Below are 20,701 nucleotides of genomic sequence, written 5' to 3'. Positions count from 1 at the left end.
AAACACATGACAATTGGTCCGCGCGTTGCTGCATGGTTTATGCGCTTTCCCATGCTCAGTGGTGTCATGCTGCCCTTAGTCGTCGGCCTGCTGATTGTCACTTTGTATCAGTCGCTCACACAAGATATGGACCAACGCGACCACTTAGGCCGCACTGAGCTTTTCCGTGCGGTTGAGATTAGCGATAACGACAGCATAGCGCGCCTCATACGACAAGGCGCAGCACTGGACAGGTCAGACAACTGCGGTTGGTCGCCGCTGATGAAGGCCGCCTCGCTCGGTAACGTTGCCGCCCTGGATCAGCTCTATCAGGCAGGTGCCCACATAGAGCACCACGACGACAGTCACTACACCGCGTTAATGGTAGCCGTTGTAAGTCGCCAAACAGCGGCAGCGGCATATTTGTTAGCGCAGGGGGCTCAAGTAGATCAGCAAGATACGCTGGGTTGGACAGCGCTGATTTGGGCTGCAAAGCAGAATGACCACCCCACAGCGCAGCTACTTTTAGACCATGGCGCAAACCCGTTACAGGCCGACCACAAAGGCCAAAGTGCACTGCACTGGGCGGCAATGGAAGGGCACGACGATATGGTCCTATTTCTCAGCAGTACGCTTTAACGACCTAAGTAAATAAGGATACAGCGTGAATCTATGGCTATGGGCGTCTAGTATTTTCATCGCCAGCATACTGGTCGCTATACTCTTTCACTGTTTTCATCAGCGCTTGCGCCAACAGCTTACCCCCGCCCATGAAGCCGTGATTGATGGAGAGAATACATACTCTCCCAATCGACAAACCATACGTTTTACGACGATGAATGGGCTCACATTAGAAGGATGGTGGTTTACCACGACGCATGAGCAAAAGGGACATGCGATATTAACCCATGGCTGGGGTTCTAATCGTACTGCCCTTCTACCGTTAGTTCCCGTATTGCTGGCGGCCGGATGGAATGTATTGGCATTTGACGTGCGCAATCATGGCAATAGTGATGAGGATACCTTCTCCTCAATGCCTCGTTTTGCAGAGGATATTGACGCTGCACTCGCCTGGTTACATAGCAACTATGATCGTCGTGCTACGGCACTGATTGGTCATTCAGTAGGGGCTGCTGCCACGCTGCTAGCTGCGTCACGCCGAAGCGATATAACCGCTGTTGTTAGTATTTCGAGCTTTGCTCATCCAGCAGACATGATGAAGCGATGGTTAGCAGAAAAAGGCATCCCCTTTTTTCCCCTAGGCTGGTACGTACTTCACTATGTGGAGCGAGTGATTGGATATCGGTTCGATGCTATTGCTCCACTGCATACATTAGCGCACATCTCTTGCCCTGTACTGTTAGTGCATGGCGACAGTGATTGCGTAATACCTCAAACAGACGCTTATAAATTGGCGAACCAAGGGGGTAACGCTGTTCTGCGTTTAGTGCGTGGAGGGCACGACTTAACACCAAGCATGACGCAGCACAGTGATGAACTGGTGGCATTTTTACAGGCATCTGTCGCTTCGAAGGAAGCGATGTGCCTCGCAAGTTAGCCTTCAGTTCATCACTTTCTTGCTAACGTACTATCTACACCCATTATCAGTCGCCTGGGCCACATTCCATGCAACGCTCAGTAATGCTTGGCCCTTGCTTTAGATTAGCCTGCAAATCACGCAGCCCCGACCTTACGCCTTCTTCAATAACAGGATGATAAAAGGGCATTGCCAACATTTGGCTAACGGTCAGCTTTTGCTCTAAGGCCCAGGCAAGCAAGTGGGCAATATGCTCCGCGCGAGGCCCTAACATTTCAGCCCCTAAAAAGAGCCCGCTGCCGTGCTCTGCGTAAAGCGCTAAATAGCCATGGTTTTCACCCATTACGAGCGCCCTGCCTTGGTCGTCAAACGACACGCCGCCTTCGGCAATACAGTCACACCCGCCGTAGCGCGCCTCTAGCGCTGCACGGCTCTCCCCCACAATGGCCATTTGCGGCTCGGTAAACACCACCGCGAGCGGCACATTACGCTGCCCCACTTGCACATCATCTAGGCGGGCGGCATTGCGTCCGGCAATTTTGCCTTCGGTGATCGCTTCATGGAGTAGCGGAACGGACTGGTTGGCATCGCCCGCGATGAAGATAGGGCTATGTGTGTTGTCCTGAGCTAAACACTGCGTGGTGAAACGATTAAACCGAGGAACACCACGCTCATCTAGCGCTATGCCTGCTTTCTCGATATCCAGCTGATCGACGTTAGGCTTACGTCCTGTTGCGGCTAGCACGTAGTCAAATATTTCCGTGATTTTTTGTCCGCTGTCCCGCTCATAGAAGGTAATGGCGACGCCATCGCCTTGGTGCTCAACCTGCTCAATGGTGGCATCAGGGTCTAGGTAGAGCTCTCGATTGAATGTTTCATCGGCCAGTTGCCTAAGCTTGTCAGACTGAAACGGCCCCACAGCACCGCCAACACCAAAGGTACGTGTGCGCACACCTAATCGACTAAGCGCCTGCCCTAGCTCCATTCCAATAACGCCCGGCCCCACCACCGCCACGGAGGCTGGCAGCGCATCCCAATCAAACACATCATCATTGATGATTAAGCGGTCTCCCGCCCCTTCCAGCAAACGTGGCCACGTTGGTCGAGAGCCGGTGGCAATGATAATGGCGTTGGCTGTCAGTTGGGTATGGTCACCAATGGCGAGCGTGTGTGGGTCGATAAACCGCGCGTGCCCCTGCAGGCGGTGTGACTCGGGAATCGACTTCATGGAGGACAACACATTGCCAACGAAGCGGTCGCGCTCGCCTCTAACCCGAGCCATCACCGCATGCCCGTCAACCGCCACCTCGTTAATGGTGACACCGAACATTCCTGCATTTCGAGCGCTATGGGCCGTGTTTGCAGCTGCGATCAGTAGCTTAGAGGGCATGCACCCCACCCGAGCACACGTGGTGCCATACGCACCGGACTCTATTAAGACAACATCATCGGTGTGCTTACGCGCAGCATGCCAAGCACTAAGCCCAGCGCTGCCCGCACCAATAATGGCGACCTTCGTTTGCTGTTGTTGCATAACGCGTGTTCCTCTTCCTTCAGCACAGTATGTTTAAGCGGCGGGTAAAGGGCGGCCGACACGGGGTATTAAAAACACTCACAGAGACATCATTAGTCACTGTGTTAGGCGCGCACAGTAAACTAGCAAGTCGCCCCACTCGCCGACTTAAGGGAACGAATCTCGAAACGTTAATCCCAAGCAGCTCCCTCCAGCGCATCCAGTGGAATTTTTAAATAACGCTTACCGTTGGCCTCTGGCTCTGGCAATCGGCCACCTCGGGCGTTCACCTGCAAAGAGTGTAGGATTAGCTTAGGCATCGGTAATTCGCTATCACGTTTATGACGTAAAGCGACATAGTCCGTTTCACTGACACCTGCTAGATGCGGGTTGCAATCGCGTTGCTCCGCCACCGTACTTTCCCACTGAGGCTCTCGACCATCGGGCATATAATCATGGCCGGTAAACAAGCGAGTAGCGGCTGGAAGCGCCAGAATTTGCTGAATAGACGCCCATAGCACGCTGGCATCTCCGCCGGGAAAGTCCGCTCGTGCAGTGCCGAAATCAGGTTGAAAGAGCGTATCGTGAACAAATGCCGCATCGCCGATCACATACGTAATAGACGCAAGCGTATGGCCTGGGGAGTACATAACTCGAGCCTTTAGCTCGCCAATTGTGAATGTATCGCCTTCGGCAAACAACGTATCCCACTGGCGTCCATCGGTGGGCATATCAGGCCAGTGGTAAATCTCTTTCCACAGCGCCTGCACCTTGGTGACGTGCTGGCCAATCGCCGTTGGAGCGCCGGTTTTTTCTTTCAAATATTGTGCTGCAGAGAAGTGATCAGCATGAGGATGGGTATCCAGTATCCACACCACTGATAAACCTTTTTTATTGATATAGGCCAGCAATTCGTCAGCATGGTGGGTCGCCGTTGCCCCTGATTTCTCATCAAAATCTAAGACAGGGTCGATAATGGCACACTGCTTCGTTGCGGGGTCACTGACCACGTACTGGACGCTAAAGGTGCGCGGATCAAAAAAACCGGCAACATCAGGCGTCCCCATAGCGGTATGATCAGAATGCGCAAAAATATTCATGCGTTATTCTCCCTAAGATTGGCTGAAAAGCGGCGTAATGACTGACCGTAGTCAGCCATTTGCTCATCATCAACAGCGGTTAAACGGATTTCTTGCAGAAGTACCAGTCGGTGTATTCGTAGCCTTCTGATTGACGAGCCTCAGCATCGTGAGTCGTGTGGGGAGGCGGCACGATAACGGGTTGACCCGGCAACCAAGCTTCAGGCGTTGCAACGCCATGCTCGTCACTGGTTTGTAATGACTTAACCAAGCGAAGCACTTCCTCTACGGAGCGGCCATTACTCATTGGGTAGTACAGCATCGCCCGCAAAACGCCTTCTGGATCAATTACAAAGGTGGCACGTACCGCCGCTGTATCACTAGCGCCTGGCTGAATCATGCCGTAGGCGTTGGCCACTTTCATGCTCAAATCAGCAATGATCGGGAAGGTAATCTCAACACCAAAGTTCTCCTTGATGCTGCGGGTCCATGCGATATGCGAATGGATACTGTCGATAGACAAACCCAGTAACTCTGTATTCACCGCGTTGAACTGATCAGCGTAGTTTGCAAAGGCCGAAAACTCTGTGGTGCATACCGGCGTAAAATCAGACGGATGGGCAAAAAGAACTAGCCACTTCCCACGATAGTCACTTAACGACTTTTCACCGTGTGTTGTTTTAGCCGTGAAATCCGGAGCCGGACGGTTAATCTGGGGCATAACGGGCTGAATAGTATCGTTCGACATCATCAATTCCTGTAGGATCAAATCTATTTGCAGGAATAACGATAGCTCATTTTGTTATATATAGCGAATAGACACGCCCTATTGCTGCAATAGAGATGCTCGTCTCCAGCATGCACTACGGCTAACGTCTTTTTACCTATCAAATGCAGCCAGCACAGATCCAGCCTTGCTAAAGCCTAGTCAAATGGAGCTAACATAGCTTTTTTATTAGAAATAACGCTGCTGTGAAGATGGTTGGAGAAGCATCTCATAACGATATCTACCACAGACAAAAATTTAGCGCATGCTGATGCGGGACTTTTAGCGTGGGTATTAATCGATACTAAGGTGTGTCTAAATGCCTCATGCAAAAAACTTATGTATGCCCTAAGCTTCCTAAAGAGAAAATAATATTATTTCCTTAGGTCATTTTGGCCTTAATATCGAACGTCTTACGAAAAGCACTATGGTCGAGATAGTAAATCTCTTTTTCAGTGCCGTGCTAGCTCTTAGTAGCATGAGCTAATAGTAGGCGTAGATACCTACAAAGTAACCAAGTAACCAAGTAACCCACAGATTGGCTTTCGATAGGAATAATATGTACGGCGCTGTAGAGAGTGAGTCGCTATTATTTTTTAGGGAGACTAAGCAGACGCCTTGCTTATTCTATCCCTATCAATAGAACGTAATTCAGCATTAGTACTTATTTTATGATAAGGAGATGATCGCATGAGCAGTAACAATACTATTGGCCTGAAAAAAGCTAGTGCTAGTCAGGTGGCCAAGAAGCTCAACGAGCTACTTGCTAACTATCAAATTTTCTATATGAACGTGCGTGGATATCATTGGAATGTAAAAGGTCGTCAGTTTTTTCAGCTTCATGAGAAATTTGAGGAGCTTTACACAGACCTGCTAACTAAGGTCGATGAAGTTGCTGAGCGCATTCTCACTCTTGGCCACCAACCAGTACATGCCTACAGTGATTACGTCAAAATTGCCAAGATCCAAGAGGATAAAAATGTCCAAGACGGCGAGACATGCGTACGTGGGGTACTCCAGGGCTATCAGGTCTTAATTGAGCTACAGCGTGAGCTTCTATCATTGGCTTCAAATGCTGAGGATGAAGGAACAGCTGCCCAAGCCGGTGACTATATCCGCGAGCAGGAAAAGACCGTGTGGATGCTTACTTCTCACCTCTCGTAGTAAAAGTAAAAATTGATCACAACCACGCCCGACTCAATATTTTTCGTGGTTGTGGTCGAAGAAAGGTAAGACTGTAAGATTAAAAGCAATGAGGATTATCACCTCATGCTAGAAACCTTTATTAATTTATAAAAAATAGCTGTTAACCTATTAATGGAAACTAGAGTGAATTTTTCAATGGGGAAATAAAATGAATTCTAGCGTTCACGCTTCTCGACTACAAAACTTTCCAATCTCATGGTTTTCTCTTATTATGGGAATGACAGGATTTACTATTGCTTGGCACCGAGCAGAATCCTTGTTCAATATTACAATAAAAATTAGCCCAATTCTTCTTACCACCACTTTAGTCATTTTTGTTGTCTTGCTAGCACTTTATATTACTAAAATAGCAAAGTATCCAAGCCAGGTTAAATCTGAGCTTTCTCACCCCATAAAGCTTAACTTTTTTCCAACTATATCTATTGGAATAATATTATTAAGCATTGCTTTTTTGCCATACAGCAACCGAGCTTCCTTCATTTTATGGTGTGTTGGTGTAGTACTTCATCTTGGTTTCACGCTGTATGTTCTATCAGCTTGGTTGCATCAGACCCATTTTGAAGTTACCCATATAAACCCAGCTTGGTTTATTCCTATCGTGGGAAACATTCTTGTACCTATTGCTGGCATAGAGCATGCATCACTTGAACTTTCATGGTTTTTCTTCAGCATCGGGCTTATTTTCTGGGGTGTACTTCTGACCATCATTTTCTATCGAATGTTCTTTCACCAGCCCTTGCCCGCCAAGCTGCTGCCTACGTTATTCATCCTAATTGCACCACCAGCGGTGGGATCCATGTCGTGGTTTCAACTGGTAGGGGAAATCAACGCATTTGGCCGTATCCTCTATTATATCGCTCTATTTCTTACCTTAATGCTACTAACTCAAACAACGCGATTTATAAAGCTTGATTTTTTCTTATCCTGGTGGGCTTATTCATTCCCAATGGCAGCTATTACCATTGCTAGTTTTTTGATGTTTGAACAGCTACAACTACCATTTTTTAAAGTGCTAAGTCTCAGTCTTTTGGGGTTATTAACACTTTTGATTAGCATGCTTACAATAAAGACTTTCCAAGCTGTACGTATACGGTCAATCTGTGTTGAAGATTAAAATAAACGACATCACAGCCATATTAGCGATAGCGGGCTTCAGCGCCGTCTTGAGCCGAATACTGACATACTGACGCCCGCCCACCTGCAAAAGCATGGTCTATGATCATGAGACGCGAAATGACTCATCATGTAGAAATCACCCAAAAAAACCGGCTTCGCCATTTGTTTTTACGATCCACATAAACCGTGGCAACGGAGCCCATAAGAGAGTATTGATGGCTCTATTCGCCAATATTTACCGAAAGGAACTGATCTCTGTGTGTAACCTAGGGCGAGCTAGATGAGATTGCTTTCGAGCTGAATATACGCACCCACAAATACTTTGAACCCGAAATATCCAATGGAAGTGAAGAGCGAGCTAATGGCTAAGCACCGTGAAAGTCCAATCCACCCGCTATTTAATAATGTGTGTTGCAATCAGAGTTTGCATCCGCCCCGGTAAAACGTTTTAGGGTGGCTAGCAATGTGCCGAAAATGCGCATCTACCCAATTTATATTGCTTAACCTCAATATACCAAGAATGGATAAATTTGCCTTTTTTGAGCAAGCTAATAATAACAAAATGTTACGATCGATTCCTGCAGTGTTATTAGCCGCATCAGCTTTACAAGGAAATGTTGATAGTAATAAGCCACTTAGGAGGGCTGGGCGGACTATACGGTTAAGTTGATCAACATCGCTGACGCTACTCGTTACATGCAACAGCTGCATGGATGCTTGTTAAATTTGGTAAAGTGGCTCAATCATAGCAATTTTTCTTAGGTTACATTTTATGCAAAAGCTCTCCATCATCTTGGTTGAGGATGAGCCAGGCGACGCTGGCTTAATTCGCTATAACCTAAAGTTCAGCGGTGGGGAGCACGATTTCCACTGGGTCACTAGTCTCGAAGAACTCGACACGCATCTTAGAGCAATGACAGCTGCTCCTGACGTTATTCTCCTCGACTTGAATTTACCTGATTCAAGCGGGCTTGCTACTGTCTCACGCTGCAAGGCAATGGCTCGCGAGACCCCTATTGTGGTGTTAACTGGCCACGATGATATGGATTTCTCTCTTCAAGCCTTAGAGGCCGGCGCTCAAGACTATCTGATCAAAAACGACATAGCGGCAGCCGCCCTTGTACGTGCTATACGCTACGCAATGGAGCGACACCAGCTAGAACGGCGCTTACAAGAATCTGAACAGCTGACGATGGCCGCTATTGAAGGCGGCAACCTTGGCATTTGGGAGTGGAACTTAAAAACAGATGCCTGCTATACCAGCGAGCGACTGCTGAATAATCTTGGGTTCGATGCTGACGACGAAACCGTACCGCAAACGTTAGCGCAGTGGGTGGTACGCGCGCACCCTGATGATGCAGCCTCTATCAACCTAGCACTCGAACGCCATGTTAATGGAGAGGAGAAGCGTTACCAAAGCGAATTCCGTGTGAAACACAAGCTAGGACACTGGGTCTGGGTATTCGAATCTGGTCATTTGATTAGCTGGGATGCAGGAGGGAATCCGGAGCGTGTGGTCGGTATCCAGCAAGATATCACCTCACGTAAAGACATGGAGGAACAGCTGCGCAACCTGGCTATGCATGACCCACTAACAGGGCTTTTCAACCGACGTAGTTTCATGGAAGCCATGGACAGCGAATACGGCCGTGTCAAACGGAGTGCCAATTATCACACCACTATTTTAATGCTGGATATTGACTACTTTAAGTCCGTTAACGACACCTATGGCCATTCAGCAGGCGATGACATTCTCAAAGCCTTTGCCCATACAATCGCCGATAAGCTGCGTGAAAACGATGTATTCGGTCGTTTAGGTGGTGAAGAATTTGCTATTTTACTTCCCGATACGGGTTATGACGGCGGCACTCATGTAGCAGAAAAAGTACGCGCCGTCGTTGAAGCCATGCGCGTGCAGTCAGGGGAAGAAGTCATTGGTGTCACTACCAGCATTGGTGTCGCCCTGCTATCTACTGACGACAAGCGGCCTGATGGCGCCATCGCCCGTGCAGATGCGGCGCTTTATCGCGCCAAACAGAGCGGCCGCAATCGCGTTGAACATGATGAAGGTACAACTGACGCGCCAACAGCGCCGGCATAACACATTGATATTGCACCTTGACACATCGAAGGACACCTCATGCCTTTACCTGCTCGCCATTGTTCGCTGATAAGGTGGTTGTTGGCTGCAGCGTTAATATTTTCACAGGCTGTTGTCGCAGCTCCTTCAACAACGCTAGGTGTGTTTGCCTACCGTGATGTTGGGACAGTTCGCGAACAGTTCTCTCCCATTATAGAGGCAATACAGGGCGCACTTCCCCACCATCAAGTGCGCATGCAAGTGTTATCACTTGAAGCGCTGGATGACGCGCTTAAAGCGGGCGACATAGACTTCATCCTCACTAATCCACGCCATTTCTTGGCCGTCCGCCAGCATTATAATGTCAGCGGCGCGTTGGCGACACTTCAGACATACCAGGGGGGGCACCACCTAAGCTCTCTCGCGGGAGTTATTCTATCTCTAGCGGAGGACAATATAGAAACGTTGTCTGCGCTGGAGGGGCGTGTCATCGGCGTACCCGGCAAACGCTTTCTTGGGGGATTTCTCGCTCAAGCTTATGAGATCCATCAGCAGGGATATGATCCTGAGCAATTTGCTAACTATCAAGAATTAGGGTCTCACGACGCTGTTATGCAGGCACTTCTGAACGGCGAAGTTGACGCCGGCTTTGTGCGCAGCGGTATTTTGGAGGACTGGATAGCAAGCGGACTTTTAGCGCAAGATACGCTCACTGTCGTGCAAGCTCACGACTTGAATCCAGGCTTTCCACTTGCTCACTCCACCCGACTCTATCCAGAGTGGCCGTTTGCTGCTATGCCACATGTCTCCATAGACGATATCCGGCACGTCAGTCGGGCCCTGCTTAGCCTGGAAGATGCTGAGCCGAAGGAGAGCGAATCCATTGGGTTTAACCCACCCCAGGACTATTTACCAGTTGAGCTGGCAGCGCGTACGTTAGGTGTTGCCCCTTTCGCAACAACGCAACTATCTCTCTGGCAGCAGCTGAACGCTCGCTTTGGCGATGCTATCTGGCTACCGGTCGCTCTGACAGCAGCATTCGTGCTGTTGCTCGCACTTTTTATTGTGCTTTATATACGCAAGTCCCGCCTCTTTGAACGCTTTACCGCTCTTTTCTATTACTCACCCAGTGCCAAGCTACTTTTGCATACCGACGAGAGGGGACATTTTGTTATTGCAGAAAGTAATTATGCCGCACACACATTGTTTAAAGCACACAGCAGTGACGATTTAATTGGTAAGGACATTGTGGACCTTTCGCCCAAGACGCAGCCGGACGGGCAACTCTCCACCACTCGTGCGAGGGAATTACTGACGCTTGCGTGCGATGAACGTCAGCAGTTCATCTGGGAACATACGGATTTGCAAGGCGCCTCCGTTATTGTTCAAGCAACGTTAATTAAGTTTACAAACAGCAAATTACTAGCTGCGTTGCAGCAAAAACCGATATTTTTAGTTGCTCTGCACGATATTACCGAACAGGAGAGCGCCCGTAGAAGACTAGAAGAAGAGCGTAACGCACTGCAGAACATCCTTTGGGGCACTGCCGCTGGCACTTGGGAGTGGAATATCCAAACGGGTGAAACACGTTTCAACGAACGCTGGGCTGAAATGGTAGGGTATCGCCTAGATGAGCTAACACCCACCACTATTGATACGTGGATGGCCTTCTGTCACCCAGACGATCTCAAGCGTTCAGAGACACTATTAACTGAACATTTTGAAGGCAAGCGTGACGCTTACGATTTTGAAGCCCGCATGCGCCACCGTAACGGTCATTGGATCTGGGTTCAGGATCGCGGTCGCGTTATCACACGCAATGAATTCGGCGAGCCGGTATGGGTCGCTGGTACCCATAGCGATATCACTGCACGCAAAGAGGCCGAAGCAAGGGCCAAATCGGCTATGGATCAAACGCGTAAGCATGCGGCGCTGCTGCCTGGCATGTTATATCAGTTTTGGCTCCACCCAGATGGTCACAGCGCCTTCCCTTACGCTAGCACAGGCATTGAAGATATCTACGGCGTCTCGCCTGAAGAGGTTCAAGAAGATGCTAGTGAGGTGTTCAATTTTATCGCCCCCGAAGACTTACCAGCAGTTGCTCATAGCATTTCTACCTCGGCCGCCAAGTTAACGATGTGGCGCCAAACATATCGCATCAACCATCCTGGCGGCCATCAAATCTGGGTCGAAGGCATCGCTACACCTGAACGGCTGGAAGATAGCAGCACCATGTGGCATGGGTACTTGCGTGATGTCACCGACGAGCACACAACGCAGTTGCAACTTGAACAGTATCGCGAATCGCTTGAGCGCTCCAATAAGGAGCTTGAGCATTTTGCGTACGCCGCATCGCATGACCTCCGTCAGCCATTACGCATGGTGACAAGCTACGCGCAACTGCTTGAACACCATCTTGGCGGGCTCGATGAAGATGGAGAGATGATGCTGCACTATATGCGCGATGGCGCAAAGCGAATGGACAACATGCTGCTATCACTGCTTGATTACTCTCGCGTTGGGCGCAAGGGACAACCAATGCAAGAGATGTCGTTGAGAAATGCCCTTGATGAAGCGCTGCACTTTTTGACTCCTGATATCAAGCAAGCCAATGCCGCAATCGAGGTGACAGGCGACTGGCCCACTGTTTATGCAAGTCCTGACGAGATGACACGGCTATTCCAAAATCTAATCAGCAACGCTCTGAAATACCGCTTAAAAGAGAATGAAGCCGTTAAAATCACTATCGATAGCACAGCATTAATCGATAGCGCAGCATTAATCGATAGCCAGCAATGGCAAATCAGCGTAACGGATAATGGCATTGGCATCGCCCCGGATCAAATAGACCGCTTATTCAAGGTTTTTCAACGCCTACATACCCGAGAGCAGTACGAGGGCACTGGCGTGGGTTTAGCCATATGCCGCAAAATTGTTGAACGCCACGGCGGGCAAATTTGGGTGGAATCCGAAGGGGAAGGCAAAGGAAGTCGTTTCACGCTAACACTCCCAGCGCACCACACCTCAGAAGGAAAACATGATGCGGTGTAATGTGCGCCTTCACTGTATTCTGTGCGCCCTCTACCTCTCTTGGTTGCCAGTAACGGGGTGGGCCATGCCAGACTTTAACGCGTTTTTTGAGCATCACTCGACGCCTATGTGGATGCTGTCAGTCGATCGGGGAGAAATTTTGGCCGCTAACCGAGCCGCAGAGGAGTTTTATGGCTTCGAGCCGCTAACAGGCATGAACATCAACCAAATCAATATGCTCACGCCAAAGCAAATAGAAGACGAGCTCCAACGCGCTGCCAAAACCGAGCGTAACCACTTGTACTTTCGACATAGGCTAGCCAATAACGACATCAAGGTAATGGGTGTCTACACCAGTCGCTTCATAGTGGATGGACGCGAGGTTCTCATCTCTTCGCTTTATGATACCAGCGACTTTGAAAGCTCTGCCGAAAGGCACTATATCGAACGTGTAGAAGAGCAAGTTGATCTGCAGACACAGCAGATTCAAGCTTCAAAGCAACGTACGCTTTGGCTAGCGATGGGGGCGACCCTCCTGCAATTTTGTGTCATTGCCATTCTGGTGATTATTTTGCATCGCTTACGTCGTTCTCAACAAGACAACCGTCGCTTAATCAACGAACTCTCCTTTCGTAATCGGGAGCTTGAGCGATTAAGTCACGTTATGGCACATCACTTCCAGGAACCTAGTCGGCGACTCGTCAGCTTCGCCCAGCAGTTATCTCAACAGCTCGCCCAAAAACAGCGTCATCATCTGTCCCAAAAGAGTGCTCACTCGGTGACAGAGGAAGATAACAAAGAGATGCAAATGGCTGTTGACTTTATAGAGAGTCAGGCCAAAAAGCTGAAAGAGCTGGTGAATGATATTCAGCGCTACCTTAGTCTTGACCTCCAGCCGAAGCTGGAAACAGTGGAACCAGATTGCCTCATTGATGCGGTCTGCCACTCTACCCCTGAGCTTGCAGAGCTAAGGCGTAAGGGCGCAATAGAAATTCCTCAGCGACTGCCGTCAGTAAGTGCAGATGCGCGTCAGCTCAAAATGATTTTTCACGCGCTTTTACAGAACGCCTGGCTATATCGTGCTCCAGAGCGCAATTTAAAAGTTCGTATTACGGCACGCACGATGGCCGGTCGCGTTCAGTTTCGTGTTGAGGACAATGGTAGCGGGATTTTGCCTGAGTATCGTGAACAAGTAATGGAGATCTTCACGCGCTTGGTACCGAGCAGCAAACAGTATCCTGGTACTGGGATGGGGCTCGCCCTGGTAGTAAGAGCCCTACGCAATATCGAAGGGCATATCGCTATCGAAGAAGGTATCTCAGGCGGCACAGCAATTATTTTTGATCTACCACTAGCAAGGTGATGCGTTTTGGAAATTAAAAGTGATTTTACCGTTCTTCTTGTTGAGGACGAGGCAGCCGATGTTCATTTAACGAAAATGGCCTTCAAGCAGAGTCGCCTACTGGTCAACGTATGCGATGTTGGTGACGGCGTTGAAGCGTTAGCTTTTCTTCGGCGTGAAGGAAATTACCATAGCGCCCCATGGCCAGATATTATTCTGCTTGATCTCAATATGCCACGGATGGACGGCAAAACTTTTCTTACTCACTTAAAGCAGGACGAAAAGCTAAAGCGCATTCCTGTGATAGTCCTTACCACCTCAGAGGCGGAGTCAGACATTGTGGAGTCTTACGAACTTGGTTGCTCTGGCTTCGTAACAAAGCCTATGGATCTTTCACAATTTCTGAGGGCCATTCAGAAAGTGGAAGATTATTGGCTGACGCTGGTTAAACGGCCTTAAATGAACTTGCTCCAAGAATATCGACGAGTGATAGCTTGATCATGCCGTTCAAACCACACTAGTTAGTCATCCATGTTGAGTTTAGGCCGTACTATTTTCACCTTATATCACAAAGTTATTTAAGCTTAGCAATAACATCTTTTCGATGCCTATCTTAAAAACTTATTGCCCAGGGCAAAGATAGTTGTGCGGCGAGACTGTTACCATCAGGTTCACATCGCCGCTCTCTCAATTAATTGCCGTCTATTATATATTCTCAAATAATCACCTCTTCTAGAGAGCTTCTATGCTTTAGTGATACTAGCCTAGGCGAAAGTCTACTCCAAGCCATCAAGTAGCCACGCCCTCTATCTAGCAATTAGAAATCTCTTGCAAGAGTTCCTGCAGGGCCTAACTAGTAAGTACCTTTATCAGAATATAGATACCGAGTGGTTAACCACTTTATCCTAAGATTCAATACAGAGTTGCAAAATGCAAGAAAATCGCACTTTGCAATTAAAGACTTGCAAAACGCGAAACAATCCTAGATTTAAAGGCCTTATAAAGAGATTACCACCATCAAAAAAAATTAAGCCATTGTTAGTATTAAAAAAATATAAAGATGGCACTACTCCTGCTATTAGCTATACAACAACAGGAGGAACAAACCATGAAGTTCCCATCACCTCAAAAGATAACCGCCGCCATCGCGTTAAGTGCTTCAATTAGCGGCTGTGCTTCGATTGGGACTGCTCCTATCGCACCCCGCGAAGGCTCCCCTGTAATGACCAATCACACACCTTATAGTCGCTGCCTCAGTGCCCTAAGCCAGCAAACAGGCACAAATCTCCCCACTGTCAGCGTCGGGCAAATTCTCGATCAAACAGGTCAAGTCAGCTACTCAACCATTACCGATAGCCGCACATTAACGCAAGGCGTATCAGAAATGCTGATTAGCGCGCTGTATAAAACACGCAAAGTTAGGCTGGCAGAGCGCCTAGATATTCGTATTCCTCTGGCTGAGCGTCAGTTACAAGATGCCGGGGCAATGCAAATACCTACTGCACCTCTTAATGTACAACCAGTTAATTTTGTCATTTTGGGTGCGCTTACGGAGCTTAACTATAACATTCTCACCCAGGGAGCCCGCCTTTATGTCGGTTTAGTAGGAGGAGGGACTCGGGAAGCGGTGATTAATGTCGGTTTAGACCTCAGAGTCATAGACACCAATACTTTCCAAACAGTTTATGTCACCAGCTTACAAAAGCAGATTGTGGGCAACCAAGTAGAAGCCGGCATTTACCGCTTCTTTGACAATCAGCTTGTTGAATTCGATGCCGGGTCAGTGAGGAATGAGCCTCTTCAACTTGGTGTTCGATCCGTCGTGGAAATGGCTGCTTACCAGATCCTGACGGAAGGTCTCGGCCTGCCCATTGCTGACACTGAAGAGTGTCAAGTGGCAGACGGGCATTATCCAGCGGCTTACTAAGAGGACGCCGTCATGAAAACTCTAAATAAAACTGCACTGTCCGTAGCCATCGCCTTTGCTGGCATCACTGTGATCTCAAACGCCCAGGCCTTCGACTCAGTCACCTGGGTATGGGATGCCACCGTGAACAGCACGGTAGATACATCAGCGCTCTCGGATGTAAATGTGACACCAGCCGGCTTAACGCAGACTGAAAATGATCAGGTTGGGTTTGGCGCGATGACCTCAACCAGCTTAGTCACGGCTGTTGACAACTTAATCGTTCCCATCATCAGCGGTAATGCCATTGACGACTTAGGGTCAATTGAGAGCGTGGCCACCTCGGTAGGTAACAATGCCTCGATCGAGTCCGATGTTTCAATGCAAACGGATAGCAGCCAGCTGTATGCAGGAGCCGGACTGAGTGTAGACCCCCTCATCACCACTGCCCTCGTGCCTGGCAGTATTTTAGCAACGTCTTCAGTGTTAGGCGCCACTAACCTCACCGTTGATAGCACGGCCACAGGTGTAGGCAACAACTTGAGCCTCGATCTAGCTACCACGTCAGACCAAGATGCTTTCGCCATTGCTAACAACGAACAGCTCTCCGTAGCCCTTGTAACCAGCACGTCAACGGTGGACGCGGTGCTATTTAGCGGCATCACTGGCATGGCAGGCACTACGGTGCCCTCGGTCTCTTCGGCCGCCACCTCTGTGGGCAATAACCTATCCGTTAAAGTGGATGGAAACTTCTGAGCTTAAACACCACCAAAGGCGCCTATGCCGCGCATGGGCGCCGAGGAGACAACATCATGCAACGTTTCTCTGGAAAAAAACAAGCTCAGACCGCGGTTATGCTGAGTGCTGGGCTAATGCTCCTCTTAGCGTTTGGCCATTCACTAGAAGCAAGAGACCGTGACCCGCTGATAGGGCCATATCCCTATGACTTTCCAGAGCGAGCCAATACTCAAAGCTCGCTAATTTTACAGGAGGCACGTTGGAGGCAAGCCCGTGAAAGAAATAGCAACGCGCCTGCCGCTAACCGACAGAATACCGTTGCAGGCCTTGAACCAGTGGCCGCTGATTCCTCGGAAGATACTATTATTGTAAATTCATCTACCTCAATTGCTGTGGGTAACTGGCAGCAGATTGAAATGACTCTTGGCGATGGAGCAGAAGGATTAATCATGACAGAAAATCACCAAACCAACAAAGCAGAAGCAAACTCTTTATCCAAAATAAGAAACTTACTCAACATGCAAGAAAACAGCAGCGACTTAATACTTTTAGATGAAAACATTGAGGAATAAATTACTATTAATTGATGATTTTTAATTAGTTAAAAATGTGAACAAGTGTGTCCCAACATGCCCATGTTAAAAATAGTGATATGCTGAAAGCAGATTTCATTTAATCTGGCAGCAATCAGTAGGGGCACCATTATGGGCACTCTTATTTCTACTAAAAAAAACCAACAACCGATTAACCCTGCCCACAGTATTAACGTTCTAGAAAATCAAACAGATCGTAAACAGCAATATCTTGTGCTGATTGTTGAGGACGATGAAGATGCCGCCTCACTTTACCAAGCAATACTAATGCCTCACTACCAAAACGTAAAAGTAGCGAGAAATGGTTGTGATGCAGTCTCTACGCTAATGACACATCAAGGTCCAGCAGCGGTTATCTTAGATTACCAGTTACCGGATATGACCGGCATTGATGTCATGACCACATGTCGAGATCTAGACATCCCTACTGCTTGTCTGATTATTTCTGCCAACGATTTATCAGCAGAAAATGCGTCTTGTGGCGAGATCGTTCGCCTTGTAAAACCGCTGGGTTGCAAAGCACTATTGGATTGGACGGGAAGGCTAATCGAAAAACTTCATCAACAACCATCTCATTCTGCTTCGAACGATGCTTCCCCCGAAGCCTTATTACTAGGTAAAAGCAAGGTAATGCATAATTTACGGCGGCAAATCCCACTATTAGCTCTCTCCAGTGCTCCGCTCTGGCTACATGGGGAAAGCGGTACCGGGAAAGAGCTGGCGGCACGTAGTATCCACTATTGCAGCTCTCGCTCAAATGGGCCGTTTATTGCTGTTAACTGCGCAGCTTTTCCTGAGTCACTGATTGAATCCATGCTTTTTGGACACATCAAGGGGGCTTTTAGTGGTGCCACACGCGACCAAAAAGGTTTTTTTGAAGCTGCCGATGGTGGAACTCTGTTCCTTGATGAAATAGGTGATATGCCACTGACGTTTCAAGCGAAGCTATTGAGAACCTTACAAACCGGTACTATTTTACCTGTAGGCAGTACCAAGCCAATTTCAGTTGATTGTCGTATTGTGAGTGCTTGTCACAGAGATCTCACAATAGCGGTAAACCAGGGTGAATTTAGAGAAGATCTTTATTATCGGCTTAATGTACTTAGCATCAAGCTCCCCCCCTTAAGAGAGCGCGATAATGATGTTGTCATAATTGCCAATAAGCTATTGTCTAATATTACAAATGAAGAACATACCCTTCCCTGCAAGCTTACAAACAGTGCTATTCATTTCTTGAAAGAACATTCTTGGCCCGGAAACGTAAGAGAACTTGAAAACACTCTCAGACGCGCAGCCATTCTTTATCAAGGAGTCGAATTACAAGAGAAACACTTAATCTCCGACATAACCCGTGGGGCATATCATTTATCTTCAGGACCAGACATTATGTCTTTTAGCACATCGGGTAAAACTCTAAAAGAAATTGAAAAAAATATCATTGAAACCACAATTTCAGAACATAACGGATGTATCGAAACTGCTGCTAGAATTTTAGGCGTGGCCCCCTCGACACTTTATAGAAAGCGTAAAAAGCCAATGTGAAACGATATATTTTTAATGCTGAAAAATCTACCGCAACCCACTGATATCCAGAGCATCCACAGTTTTTATTTTGGCAACTTTTAGATCATCAATTAAAGAGAGCAAATATTCTTCACTATCATCGTCATATCTTTCAAGTCTTTCGGCACAAGCCGCTATAGAAATGCAGCCTAAAGACAACGCAGCCCCTTTTAGAGAATGAGCCTCATTGCGAAGTAACCCATAATCTTTTAACACACATGTATTATGCAATTTGACGATCCGCGTCTCTAAACGAATTAAAAAATTATCAATGAGAGCACTGAGGGCAATTGGATCAAGCATTTCTTTTAGCTCTTCACACACTTTATAATCCAATACACCTCCCTCTTTAGGAGTATAAAAAAGTTTGGCATTTTCTACACAGAGTGAGTTGTTAGGTCCACACGGCTCATCTCCAAGGGCAATGTATTGTTTGATTAAATTATGCAATTCTACCCGAGTGAACGGTTTAGTAATGATATCGTCCATACCGCTCTTAAAACAAAGGTTACGGTGTTCAGGCATGACATTGGCAGTCATCGCAACAATGGGTAATCTCACCAATGAGTTTGCGGCTTCAAAGGCACGCCAACGTAACGTAGTCTCAGGGCCATCTAGGATTGGCATCTGCATATCCATTAAAACAAGATCAATTGTCGAGTATTTTTCTTGAAGAAACTCTAGCGCTAATTGGCCATTATTAACAATTGCAACGCGTAGCCCTAACTGTTCCAGCATTGCTTTGGCCACAGTTTGGTTAATCGCATTATCCTCCACGACTAATATGTGGTGATGGTTCGCCAGAATCATTTGTTGTTCGCTACAACAATAATCATCAACACATTCCGCTTCAACTAGTGGTAGCCAAAACCAGAAGTGGCTACCCCGCGCTACTTGGCTGGTCACGCCTATTTCTCCACCCATTGCATGAACAAGACGCTTACAGATGGCAAGTCCCAGCCCCGTACCTTCATGACGACGCGAAATCGACGAATCCACCTGAGAAAAAGCTAAGAAAAGGCGCTTCTGATCTTTAACAGCAATACCGCCCCCTGTGTCATGCACCTCAAACAACAACCGACCATTTAAATCTACTGAGGCGTAAAACTTAACAAATCCCTTATCTGTAAATTTTAAAGCGTTATTAATCAAGTTCATGATGACTTGACGTAGGCGAGCAGCATCACCCGCTACATAAGTCGGCAACGACGTATCAATAGAGTAACTGAATACGACTGGCTTAGTATTATCCTGCAGCGCATAGCCTACACAAAGTGACTCTATACACTCTTTTAGATCAAAAGGCCGCGTATCTAAATCCAGCTGACCGTTCTCTATTTTGGTGTAATCTAAAATATCGCTGACAACAGCTCGTAAACTATCAGCGCTTCTCTTAAGCGCCGACAGATAAGAATAGGCCTTCGCCGTATGGACTTCTTCACTCAACAGATCAGCCATCCCTACCACGCCGTTCAAAGGCGTGCGAATTTCATGGCTCATAATGGCCATAAATTCAGACTTAGCCTGGCTGGCAATTTCAGCACGCTTAGCGGTTTCTCTAAGCTCTTTACTCTTTTCTTCCAGTGCTTGAGCTTTGTGAAGACTTGTCTTTACCTCTCGAAATAATGCTCTCACCAACACCCCACCAGAGATCGTTAATGAAAGCAATATGATCAACGCCAATGCATACAGCCGTGTCATTGCCTGTCGTTCAGATGCTCTCAGCATAGCAACATTGGCATTAGTATCTATTAGTATATTTCCTGTATAACGCTGTAGCTCGACTACTTTGATCAAAAGTTCTTCAATCGTAATTTCATTAACAACGTCTAAACTACTCCATAACGGTGAAACAATAACATCTATTTCTTCAATCAGCTCACTAGCTTTCTCTACTAACTCATTTACACCTTCAATTTTAGAGACCGCTAAATAAATATCGCCACGTTGAAAAAGAGTCTTTCTGCTATATAATATTTCAAACCGGAGTAGAAGATCATCAACAGAGTTGTTACCAACTTTCATATCTACTAGTGTAAGATGAAGCTCTCTAACTTCTCTATCAAATTGATAGCTTGTCCACACCAAATTTGCTAACAATCTATTTTCAATTGCATGCTGGCGTTGATAAATAACACCACCAATAATAATCGCAGAAAGGAAAAAAAGGATCGCAGAAAAAGTAGCGCCTCTCACTCGACGAGAAAAATAGTGCTTCAGAATAGGCAACATAATGTATACCTGACAACATCT

The 20,701-nt window shown here is 47.4% G+C and carries 16 protein-coding genes; 12 read left to right on the top strand and 4 right to left on the bottom strand.

The features are described 5' to 3' along the window. Positions 1–6: 6 nt before the first annotated feature. Together M0220_RS09485 and M0220_RS09480 are read left to right on the top strand one after the other, a co-directional pair. Positions 7–618, top strand: coding sequence for an ankyrin repeat domain-containing protein (locus M0220_RS09485; protein ID WP_264017474.1), 612 nt, complete (start codon positions 7–9; stop codon positions 616–618). A 25-nt stretch (positions 619–643) separates the two neighbouring features. Further along, positions 644–1,537 (top strand): alpha/beta hydrolase, encoded by an 894-nt coding sequence (locus M0220_RS09480; RefSeq protein WP_264017473.1) that lies wholly within the window; start codon positions 644–646, stop codon positions 1,535–1,537. A 46-nt stretch (positions 1,538–1,583) separates the two neighbouring features. Here the strand turns inward: M0220_RS09480 and M0220_RS09475 are convergent, their stop codons facing one another. The 3 genes from M0220_RS09475 to M0220_RS09465 form a co-directional block, all read right to left on the bottom strand. Continuing rightward, complete coding sequence (locus tag M0220_RS09475; RefSeq protein WP_030070972.1) at positions 1,584–3,050, bottom strand: dihydrolipoyl dehydrogenase; 1,467 nt, start codon at positions 3,048–3,050, stop codon at positions 1,584–1,586. A 170-nt stretch (positions 3,051–3,220) separates the two neighbouring features. Beyond that, positions 3,221–4,129 carry an MBL fold metallo-hydrolase gene (locus M0220_RS09470; RefSeq protein WP_264017472.1) on the bottom strand — a complete coding sequence of 303 codons (909 nt, stop codon included), beginning with the start codon at positions 4,127–4,129 and terminating at the stop codon, positions 3,221–3,223. Between the two features lie 79 nt (positions 4,130–4,208). Continuing rightward, on the bottom strand, positions 4,209–4,856 hold the full coding sequence (locus tag M0220_RS09465) for a peroxiredoxin (protein WP_030070975.1): 648 nt from the start codon (positions 4,854–4,856) through the stop codon (positions 4,209–4,211). 708 nt (positions 4,857–5,564) lie between these two features. On the opposite strand from M0220_RS09465, the gene M0220_RS09460 reads away from it, so the two are divergent. The 10 genes from M0220_RS09460 (at position 5,565) to M0220_RS09415 (ending at position 18,427) form a co-directional block, all read left to right on the top strand. After that, positions 5,565–6,038, top strand: coding sequence for a Dps family protein (locus M0220_RS09460; protein ID WP_030070977.1), 474 nt, complete (start codon positions 5,565–5,567; stop codon positions 6,036–6,038). Positions 6,039–6,228: 190 nt separating this feature from the next. Beyond that, positions 6,229–7,194, top strand: coding sequence for an SLAC1 anion channel family protein (locus tag M0220_RS09455; protein WP_030070979.1), 966 nt, complete (start codon positions 6,229–6,231; stop codon positions 7,192–7,194). A gap of 774 nt (positions 7,195–7,968) precedes the next feature. Continuing rightward, positions 7,969–9,297, top strand: a complete 1,329-nt coding sequence (locus tag M0220_RS09450; protein WP_051690130.1) for a GGDEF domain-containing response regulator — start codon at positions 7,969–7,971, stop codon at positions 9,295–9,297. A gap of 39 nt (positions 9,298–9,336) precedes the next feature. After that, positions 9,337–12,327 carry a PAS domain-containing protein gene (locus M0220_RS09445; RefSeq protein ID WP_264017471.1) on the top strand — a complete coding sequence of 997 codons (2,991 nt, stop codon included), beginning with the start codon at positions 9,337–9,339 and terminating at the stop codon, positions 12,325–12,327. A 64-nt stretch (positions 12,328–12,391) separates the two neighbouring features. After that, complete coding sequence (locus M0220_RS09440; protein WP_198023699.1) at positions 12,392–13,669, top strand: sensor histidine kinase; 1,278 nt, start codon at positions 12,392–12,394, stop codon at positions 13,667–13,669. Positions 13,670–13,675: 6 nt separating this feature from the next. Continuing rightward, a complete protein-coding gene (locus M0220_RS09435; RefSeq protein WP_030070988.1) occupies positions 13,676–14,107 on the top strand; it encodes a response regulator in 432 nt (143 codons plus the stop codon). Between the two features lie 649 nt (positions 14,108–14,756). Beyond that, a complete protein-coding gene (locus M0220_RS09430) occupies positions 14,757–15,575 on the top strand; it encodes a CsgG/HfaB family protein (RefSeq protein ID WP_030070990.1) in 819 nt (272 codons plus the stop codon). A 12-nt stretch (positions 15,576–15,587) separates the two neighbouring features. Continuing rightward, complete coding sequence (locus tag M0220_RS09425) at positions 15,588–16,310, top strand: hypothetical protein (protein WP_030070992.1); 723 nt, start codon at positions 15,588–15,590, stop codon at positions 16,308–16,310. Between the two features lie 56 nt (positions 16,311–16,366). After that, positions 16,367–16,864, top strand: coding sequence for a hypothetical protein (locus tag M0220_RS09420; RefSeq protein ID WP_264017469.1), 498 nt, complete (start codon positions 16,367–16,369; stop codon positions 16,862–16,864). Between the two features lie 132 nt (positions 16,865–16,996). Next, positions 16,997–18,427: a sigma-54-dependent transcriptional regulator gene (locus M0220_RS09415; protein WP_264017468.1), complete on the top strand. Its 1,431-nt coding sequence runs from the start codon at positions 16,997–16,999 to the stop codon at positions 18,425–18,427. 27 nt (positions 18,428–18,454) lie between these two features. Here the strand turns inward: M0220_RS09415 and M0220_RS09410 are convergent, their stop codons facing one another. Beyond that, positions 18,455–20,680, bottom strand: a complete 2,226-nt coding sequence (locus M0220_RS09410; RefSeq protein ID WP_264017467.1) for an ATP-binding protein — start codon at positions 20,678–20,680, stop codon at positions 18,455–18,457. Between the last annotated feature and the right edge of the window lie 21 nt (positions 20,681–20,701).

It is taken from the genome of Halomonas qinghailakensis (assembly GCF_025820815.1).
GTDB lineage: Bacteria > Pseudomonadota > Gammaproteobacteria > Pseudomonadales > Halomonadaceae > Vreelandella > Vreelandella qaidamensis.
This window is presented reverse-complemented; position numbering and strand designations above follow the sequence as displayed.